General features: G+C 74.8%; 9 protein-coding genes. 5 read left to right on the forward strand and 4 right to left on the reverse strand.

Translation table 11 applies throughout. The features are described 5' to 3' along the window. Positions 1–460: DAK2 domain-containing protein (locus DZF91_RS31640; protein ID WP_117360733.1), on the reverse strand; the 460-nt coding region annotated here is incomplete at its 3' end. Continuing rightward, positions 457–1452 (reverse strand): dihydroxyacetone kinase subunit DhaK, encoded by a 996-nt coding sequence (gene dhaK / locus DZF91_RS31645; RefSeq protein ID WP_117360734.1) that lies wholly within the window; start codon positions 1450–1452, stop codon positions 457–459. The genes DZF91_RS31640 and dhaK, both read right to left, overlap by 4 nt. 66 nt (positions 1453–1518) lie before the next feature. On the opposite strand from dhaK, the gene DZF91_RS31650 reads away from it, so the two are divergent. The 4 genes from DZF91_RS31650 to DZF91_RS31665 all read left to right on the forward strand — a co-directional run bounded on the left by DZF91_RS31650 (position 1519) and on the right by DZF91_RS31665 (position 5197). Further along, positions 1519–2247 (forward strand): PIG-L deacetylase family protein, encoded by a 729-nt coding sequence (locus DZF91_RS31650; RefSeq protein ID WP_235834703.1) that lies wholly within the window; start codon positions 1519–1521, stop codon positions 2245–2247. 84 nt (positions 2248–2331) lie between these two features. Next, a complete protein-coding gene (locus DZF91_RS31655) occupies positions 2332–3282 on the forward strand; it encodes a nucleoside hydrolase (protein WP_268915992.1) in 951 nt (316 codons plus the stop codon). 196 nt (positions 3283–3478) lie between these two features. Next, complete coding sequence (locus DZF91_RS31660) at positions 3479–3928, forward strand: SRPBCC family protein (RefSeq protein ID WP_117360736.1); 450 nt, start codon at positions 3479–3481, stop codon at positions 3926–3928. Positions 3929–4036: 108 nt separating this feature from the next. Beyond that, positions 4037–5197, forward strand: a complete 1161-nt coding sequence (locus DZF91_RS31665) for an FAD-dependent monooxygenase (protein ID WP_199487031.1) — start codon at positions 4037–4039, stop codon at positions 5195–5197. 34 nt (positions 5198–5231) lie between these two features. Here the strand turns inward: DZF91_RS31665 and DZF91_RS31670 are convergent, their stop codons facing one another. Together DZF91_RS31670 and DZF91_RS31675 are read right to left on the reverse strand one after the other, a co-directional pair. Beyond that, positions 5232–5876, reverse strand: coding sequence for a LuxR C-terminal-related transcriptional regulator (locus tag DZF91_RS31670; RefSeq protein WP_117360738.1), 645 nt, complete (start codon positions 5874–5876; stop codon positions 5232–5234). Further along, positions 5873–7072 (reverse strand): ATP-binding protein, encoded by a 1200-nt coding sequence (locus tag DZF91_RS31675; RefSeq protein ID WP_199487030.1) that lies wholly within the window; start codon positions 7070–7072, stop codon positions 5873–5875. Before DZF91_RS31675 ends, DZF91_RS31670 begins: the two co-directional genes overlap by 4 nt. Before the next feature lie 125 nt (positions 7073–7197). On the opposite strand from DZF91_RS31675, the gene DZF91_RS31680 reads away from it, so the two are divergent. After that, positions 7198–7784, forward strand: a 587-nt coding sequence (locus DZF91_RS31680) for a PspC domain-containing protein (RefSeq protein ID WP_158588096.1), incomplete at its 3' end; no start/stop codon positions are given.

Raw genomic sequence — 7784 nt, forward strand, 5'->3', positions numbered from 1 at the left:
CCCCGGCGACGCCGCGTCCGGCGTCGGCGGCCTCGGCGAACGCCGCGGCGGCCGGGGTCAGGGCGTCCAGCATGGTCTTGTCGCCGACCTGGGCCTCGCCGAGCTCCCGCACCCCGGCGACGGCGGCGGCCAGGGCCTCGCCGAGCTGGGTGGCGGACGCCTCGGCCGCGTCGCCGAGGGACTTGCCCGCGCGGCGCAGGGCCGTCCCGTAGAGGGGGCCGGACGCGCCGCCGGTCTTGGAGACGACCGCCCTCCCGGCCGCCATCAGGACGCGTCCGGGCGGGGCGTCGGCGGGCAGGGCCGCGACGGCGGCGGCCAGGCCCCGGTCCAGGTTGAGGCCGTGGTCGCCGTCGCCGACCGCGGCGTCCAGCCGGGTCAGGCGGTCGGCGTCGGCGGTGACGAGCTCGGCGGCGCGGCGGATCCAGGCGGCGGCGTCGGCGGCCGTGAAGGTCCCGCTCATCGGCCCCACCTCAGCGCCGGGGTCTCGACCGGGGCGTCCCAGAGGCGGAGCAGGTCGGGGGTGGCCCGGCACACCGACACCATGCAGCCCGCCATCTCCAGGCTCGTCACGTAGGGGCCGACCAGGGTGCGGACGGCCGTCGCGCCGTGGCCCGCCAGCCAGTCGGAGACCGCTCCGGCCGCGATGTACTGCTCGATCAGGGGCGTCCCGCCCATCCCGTTCACCAGGACGATCAGCTCCTGCCCGGCGAGCGGCATGTCGGCGTCGATCGCGGCGAGCGAGGCGTCCACGATCTCCCTGGCGGTCCCGGCCTTGACCCGCTCCCGGCCCGGCTCACCGTGGATCCCGACGCCCAGTTCCATCTCGCCGTCCGCCAGCTCGAACGTCGGACGGCCCGCCGCCGGGACGGTGCACGGCGACAGCGCCACCCCGAACGACCGGGACCGCTCGTTCACCTCCCGCGCGACGCCCGCCACGGCCTCCAGCGGCGCGCCCTCCTCGGCCAGCGCACCCGCGATCTTCTCGGCGAACAGGGTCGCGCCGGTGCCGCGCCGCCCGGCCGTGTAGGTGCTGTCGACGACCGCCACGTCGTCGTCCAGCAGCACCCGCTCGACCCGCACGTCCTCGTCGTCGGCCAGCTCGGCGGCCATTTTGAAGTTCAGGGTGTCGCCCGTGTAGTTCTTGACCAGGTGGACGACCCCGGCCTCGCCGCCGACGGCGAGCGTGGCGGCGAGGATCTGGTCGGGCGTCGGGGAGGTGAAGACCTCCCCGGGCGCGGCGGCGTCCAGCATCCCGAAACCGACGAAACCGGCGTGCAGCGGCTCGTGCCCGGAGCCGCCCCCGGACACCAGGGCGACCTTGCCCGTGACGGGCGCGTCCGCGCGGACGACCGTCCGGGCCTCCGGGTCCACCCGCAGGGAGGGATGCGCGGCGGCGAGCCCGCGCAGGGCGTCGGCGACCACGTCCGACGGGGCGTTGATGAGTTTGCGCATGACTCTGCTCTACCCCCGGCGGACCGGGCCGTCCCAGGCCGCGATCCAGACGTTTATGGTGACCTTGTGAGGACTGTCCTGGATCTGAGCGAAATCAACCGGGTGCTCGCCGTGCTGGCCCACCCGGACGACGTGGACTTCGGGTCCGCCGGGACGATCGCGTCCTGGACGGACGCGGGCGTCGAGGTCACCTACCTGATCGTCACCGACGGCGACGCCGGCGGGTTCGACGACGGCGTCACCCGCGCGGAGATGGCCGAGCTGCGCCGCAAGGAGCAGCGCGCGGCGGCCGAGGCCGCGGGGGTGAGCGACGTGCGGTTCCTCGGCTACCCGGACGGACGCCTCGAACCCGGTTTCGGCCTGCGCCGCGACATCGCGCGGGTGATCCGGCAGGTGCGGCCCGACCGGGTGCTGACGCACAGCCCGGAGCGCAACTACCAGCGGATCGCCCCGAGCCACCCGGACCACCGGGTCGTCGGCGGCGCGACCCTGGACGCCGTCTACCCCGACGCGCGCAACCCCTACGCCTTCCCGGAGCTGCGCGAGGAGGGCCTGGAGGCGTGGACGGCGCGCGAGGTGTGGCTGTCCGGCGGCCCCACCCCGGACCACTACGTCGACATCACCGACCAGTTCGACCGCAAGCTGGCGTGCCTGCGCGCCCACGCCACCCAGACCGCGCACATGGGCGACGGCCTGGAGACCATGCTGCGCGGCTGGCTGGGCGCGAACGGCGTCGCCGCCGGGTTCGGCGAGGGACGGCTGGCCGAGTCGTTCCAGGTCGTCGACACGGCCTGATCCGCCCGCGTCCCCTTCGCACCACCCTCACAACACCCCCCTTCGGAACCGCTCGCGCGGTTCCGCGTGCCTTCAGGAGACCGCTTGACCCGCCCGAAAATCCTCTTCGACTGCGACACCGGCATCGACGACGCGATGATGCTGTTCTACCTGGCCGCCCGCGTGCGCGCCGGGGACGCCGAGCTCGTCGGCGTCGGCACCGTGCACGGCAACGTCGACTCGGCGACCGGCGCGCTGAACACCCTGCGCGTGCTGGAGCTCGCCGGGTTCCACGACGTGCCGGTCGCCGTCGGCGCGGACCGTCCGATGGCGCAGGACGTCCACTACGCGGTCGACTGGCACGGCTCCAACGGCCTCGCCGACCTCGACCTGCCCGACCCCGCGGGCACGCCGACCGGCGAGCCCGCCCCGGCGCAACTGGTCCGGCTCGCGCGCGAGAACCCCGGTGAGCTGACGGTCATCGCGACCGGGCCGCTGACCAACCTCGGCGCCGCGCTGCTGCTGGACCCCGAGCTGCCGTCGCTGGTCCGCGAGGTCGTCGTCATGGGCGGCGCGTTCGACCACCCCGGCAACATCACCACGCACGCCGAGGCGAACATCTGGCACGACCCCGAGGCCGCCGACCTGGTGTTCGCGGCGGACTGGCCGGTCGTCCTCGTCCCGCTGGACGCCACCCACCCGACCGCCGTCGGCGCGGACTGGCTGGCCCGGCTCGCCGCGCACGACTCCTCCGTCGCGCGGTTCGCCTCGCAGATCATGGAGTGGTACGCCGACGCCTACACCCCGACGCTGAAGCGGCGCGGCGCGGTCGTCCACGACGCGCTGGCGGCGCTGCTCGCGCTCGAACCGGACCTCGGCGAGTACGTCGAGCGCCCCGTCCGGGTGGAGCTGCGCGGCGAGCTGACGCGCGGGACGACGGTCTGGGACGCCCGCTCCCTGCCCGCGTCCGACACCCGGCGGCCGGTGCGGGTCGCGGTCGGCTCCGACGTCGCCGCCTTCCAGGAACGACTGCTGGACGCCGTCCTCTCCTTCTGAACCGGCGCGGCGCCTTCTGAACCGGCGCGGGCTGGACCGACGCGGCGGCTTCCGGGCCGACGCTCGGCTCCTTCCGAGCCGGTGCGCGGTGTCCACCGGGCGGGTCTTCCGCTCCGGTGGGCGCCGCGCGGCCGGTGTTGTCGGGGCCCGGACGGCCTGACTACGTTGGGTGCACCGCCGTCCCGGGAGCCGCCGCATGTCCGTCCGCCGTTTCGCCGCCACCGCCACAGCAGCCGCGCCGCCCGAGCTGGTCTTCCAGCACCTGGCCGTCGCGGAGGCCTGGGACATCTGGGACCGGTTCCCCTTCCCGTCGCGGCGCGTCCGGGCGGGTGAGAAGGAGCCGGACGGCGTCGGGGCCGTCCGCCGGATCGGCCCGGCCAAGGAGCGCGTCGTCACCTTCGAGCGGCCCGGCCACTACGCCTACGTCGCCGAGTCGGGGCTCCCGATACGGCACTACCGCGCGGACGTCCGGCTGGCGCCGAGCGGCGAGAACACGGTGATCCGGTGGAGCGCGGAGATCGTCCCGCTGATCCCCGGGACGGGCGCGATCGCCGCCGCGCTGCTGCGCCGGATGCTGGACGACTTCGCCCGCCGCGTCGCCCGGCACTGCGAGCGCTGCCGGCCGGGCTGCCCCGGCCACCTCTGAGTCTCAGCGCCCTGTCAGCGGCCCGTCAGCGGGGCTCAGCGCGCGCTCACCGCCCCGTCAGGCCGCCCCGGCACGCTGGTCGCGGACCTCAGGAAAGGGGACGTGACCATGACGAAGGTGCTGATCTCGGGGGCGAGCATCGCCGGTCCGACACTGGCGTACTGGCTGGACCGGTACGGCTTCGAGGTGACGGTGGTCGAGCGGGCGGACGGGTTCCGCAGGGGCGGCCAGGCCATCGACGTGCGCGGCTCGGCGCTCGGGGTGGCCGAGCGGATGGGCGTGCTGGACCAAATTCGGGCGCACGCGACGAACCTGCGCGGGATGTCGATCGTGGACGGGGAGGGCAACGAGGTCCACCGCAGCGAGGAGCGGACGCTCAGCGGCGGCCCGCTCGACTCCCCCGACGTGGAGATCCTCCGCGACGACCTGTCGAAGATCATCCTCGCCGCCACGGGGGACGGCGTCGAGTACGTCTTCGGCGACAGCGTGGCGCACATCGAGGACGGCCCGGACGGCGCCCGGGTGACGTTCGAGAAGGGGGAACCGCGGACGTTCGACGTGGTGGTGGGCGCGGACGGCGTCCGCTCCACCACGCGCCGGCTGGTCTTCGGGCCGGACGCCGGGTACACCCCGATCCTGTCCACCGCGGTCGCCGTGTGGACGATGCCGAACGTCCTCGGGCTCGACCGGTGGCAGATCGGCTGCTTCACCGGCCCGGGGGGCTCGACGGGCGCGATGGTCATGACCGTCCGGGACAACACCGAGCTGCGCGCCTACGCGATGTTCACCGACCCGGGCGCGGTCGTCCCGCGCGACGTCGAGGAGCAGAAGCGCCTGGTCGCGGCGGGCCTGGAGGGCGCGGGCTGGGAGATCCCCCGGCTCGTGGAGCACATGTGGGACGCGCCGGACTTCCACTTCGACGCGCTCGCGCAGATCCACCTGGACCGCTGGTCCAAGGGCCGGGTCGTGCTGCTCGGCGACGCCGGGTACTGCGGGTCCCCGGCGTCCGGGCAGGGCACGAGCATGGCGATGGTCGGCGCGTACGTCCTGGCGGGCGAGCTGAAGGCCGCGGGCGGCGACCACGGGAAGGCGTTCGCCGTCTACGAGGACGACCTGCGCGAGTGGGTGAAGGCCAACCAGGCGTTCGCGCTGCGCGACGTCCCGCCGACGGACAGCGCCGACATCGCCGAGTGGATGGGCGAGGCGGGCGCGGCCCTGGAGGGCGACTTCGCCGTCATGACCAACGCGATCACCCTCAAGGACTACTGAGCCCGGCCGGTCCGCCGCCTCGCGGGACCGGGGTTCAGACGAGGCGGCGGGCGGCGGCCCAGCGGGACAGCTCGTGCCGGTTCGAGAGCTGGAGCTTGCGCAGCACGCTGCTGACGTGGGTCTCGACCGTCTTGACCGAGATGAACAGCTCCTTGGCGATCTCCTTGTAGGCGTAGCCGCGCGCGATCAGGCGGAGCACGTCCCGCTCCCGCTGGGTGATCTGGTCGAGCTCGGGGTCCACCGACGGGACGTCGGTGGCGGCGAACGCGTCCAGCACGAACCCGGCCAGCCGCGGCGAGAACACCGCGTCGCCCTCGGCGACGCGGTCGATCGCGTCGGTCAGCTCCGGCCCGGAGATGGTCTTGGTGACGTAGCCGCGGGCACCGCCCCGGACGACCCCGATGACGTCCTCGGCGGCGTCCGACACCGACAGCGCCAGGAACCGGGACGGCACCGCGCCGGTCAGCCGGCGCAGCACCTCGATGCCGCCGCCGCCCGGCAGGTGGACGTCCAGCAGCACCACGTCGGGCGTGGTGGCGCGGATGACGGCGACCGCCTCGTCCACGTCGCCCGCCTCGCCGACGATCTCGACCGACGTGCCCAGCTCGGCCTTCACACCGGTCCGGAACATCTGGTGGTCGTCCACCAGGACGACCCTGCGCAGCGGGGAGCCGTTCATTGCCTCGTGATCTCCAAACGCACCTCGGTGCCCTCGCCCGGGGCCGTGCGGACCTCCGCCCGGCCGCCGTGGCGCTCCATACGTCCGATGATGGATCCTCGCACGCCCATCCGGTCCGCCGGGACGGCGTCCAGGTCGAAGCCCTTGCCCCGGTCGCGGACGAAGATCGTCACGTCGTCGCCCTCGACCTCGGCGAACACCGACACGCTCCGGGTCCCGGAGTACTTGGCGGCGTTGACCATCGCCTCCCGGGCGGCCTGGACGATCGCGCCGACCCGCTCGTCCAGCGGGCAGTCGCCGACCACGACGACCTCGATCTGCACGCCGCGCTCGTCCTCGACCTCCCCGGCGACGTCCTTGACGACGCTCGCGAAGGTGCCGCCCTCCTCGGGCTTCGGCTGGTAGAGCCAGGCGCGCAGGGTGCGTTCCTGGGACCGGGCCAGCCGCTGCACCTCGTCGGCGTCCCGGGCGTTGCGCTGGATCAGGGTGAGGGTGTGCAGCACCGAGTCGTGGATGTGCGCGGCCAGCTCGGCGCGTTCCTGGGAGCGGATCCGCTCGTGCCGCTCGGCCTCCAGGTCCTGCCAGAGCCGGACGACCCAGGGCGTCACGATCACCGCGACGCCGGTCGCGATCACCAGCATGGCGATGACCACCGAGCGGGCCTGCGCGGCGTCCACGTTGCGGACCACGAAACCGCCGATGCCCGCGACCACCAGCAGCAGCCCGAGGACGGTCCGCCACCAGCGGCGGCGCAGCGGCAGGACCCAGCGCTGCCGCTGGTCCCGGTCGGCCTGCTGCCACAGGATCGCGGCGCCGATCGCGCCCGCGACGAACGGCCACAGGGCGACCTCGGTGAAGCCCGCGCCCCAGGTCAGGACGGACAGGCCGCCCGCGACCGCCGTGTAGGCCAGCAGCTGCCGCCAGTCGCGCGGCGGCTTGGCCGCGCCCTCGGCGAGCGCGGGCTCGGCGGGCGGCGGCGAGGCCAGCACCCAGAACGCGCCGTAGGCGGCGACGCCGATGCCCCCGGCGACGGTGAGCAGGACGAACGCGGCCCGCACCAGCACCGCGTCGATGCCGAGGTGCTCGGCGAGGCCGCGGCACACGCCGGCGACCAGCCGGCCCCGCCGCGCGCGCTCCAGCCGCGCCCGTCCCGGGACGGACGGGCCGCCCGCCCCACTCTCGTCGCGTTCTCCCACGTCACCGATGGTCACACGACCGGGACGGATGCGCCATCCGGGACATCCCCCACCGCCGTCCTCAGGGTCGGCTCAGGGGCGTCCCCGATACCGCGCGGGGGACGCGGGGGGCCACCATGGACGGCATGGACAGCGATCAGCGGCAGGACGCCGCCGTGCCGCCGCCGGCGGGAGGGCTCCCCCGGCTGGCACGGCACACCGAGGGGCGGTTCCTCGCCGGGGTGTGCTCCGGCCTGGGCCTCCGGACGGGCGTGGACCCGGTCGTGTACCGGGTCGGGTTCGGCGTGCTGACGCTGGCGCACGGCCAGGGCATCCTGCTCTACATCCTCGCCGCGCTGTTCATGCCGGACCGTCCGGACGGCATGTCGGTGGCGGAGCGGCTGTTCCGCCGCCGCTTCGACGCGGCCGGCGTGCTGACCGTCCTCGGGCTGCTGCTCGGCGCGAGCGTGCTGCTCAGCGTGGTCGGCTCGGGGGTCTCGACGGACGCGGTGGCGGTGCTGACGGTGTTCGGCCTGGTCCTGCTGGTGGCGCACGCCCGCGGCGTGAACCTGGTGGAGGTCGCGCGGACGCTGCCGGAGCGGCTGGCGGGGCATCCGCCGACGACGCCGGCCGAGCGCGAGTTCCGTCCGGCCCCGCCGCAGGGCGCGCCGCTGCCGGACGGCATGGTCGACCTCTCCACGCTGGGCCCGTCGGGGGCGCCCGGCGCGGCCCG

It is taken from the genome of Actinomadura logoneensis, assembly GCF_003428695.1.
In the GTDB taxonomy this organism is placed as follows: domain Bacteria; phylum Actinomycetota; class Actinomycetes; order Streptosporangiales; family Streptosporangiaceae; genus Spirillospora; species Spirillospora logoneensis.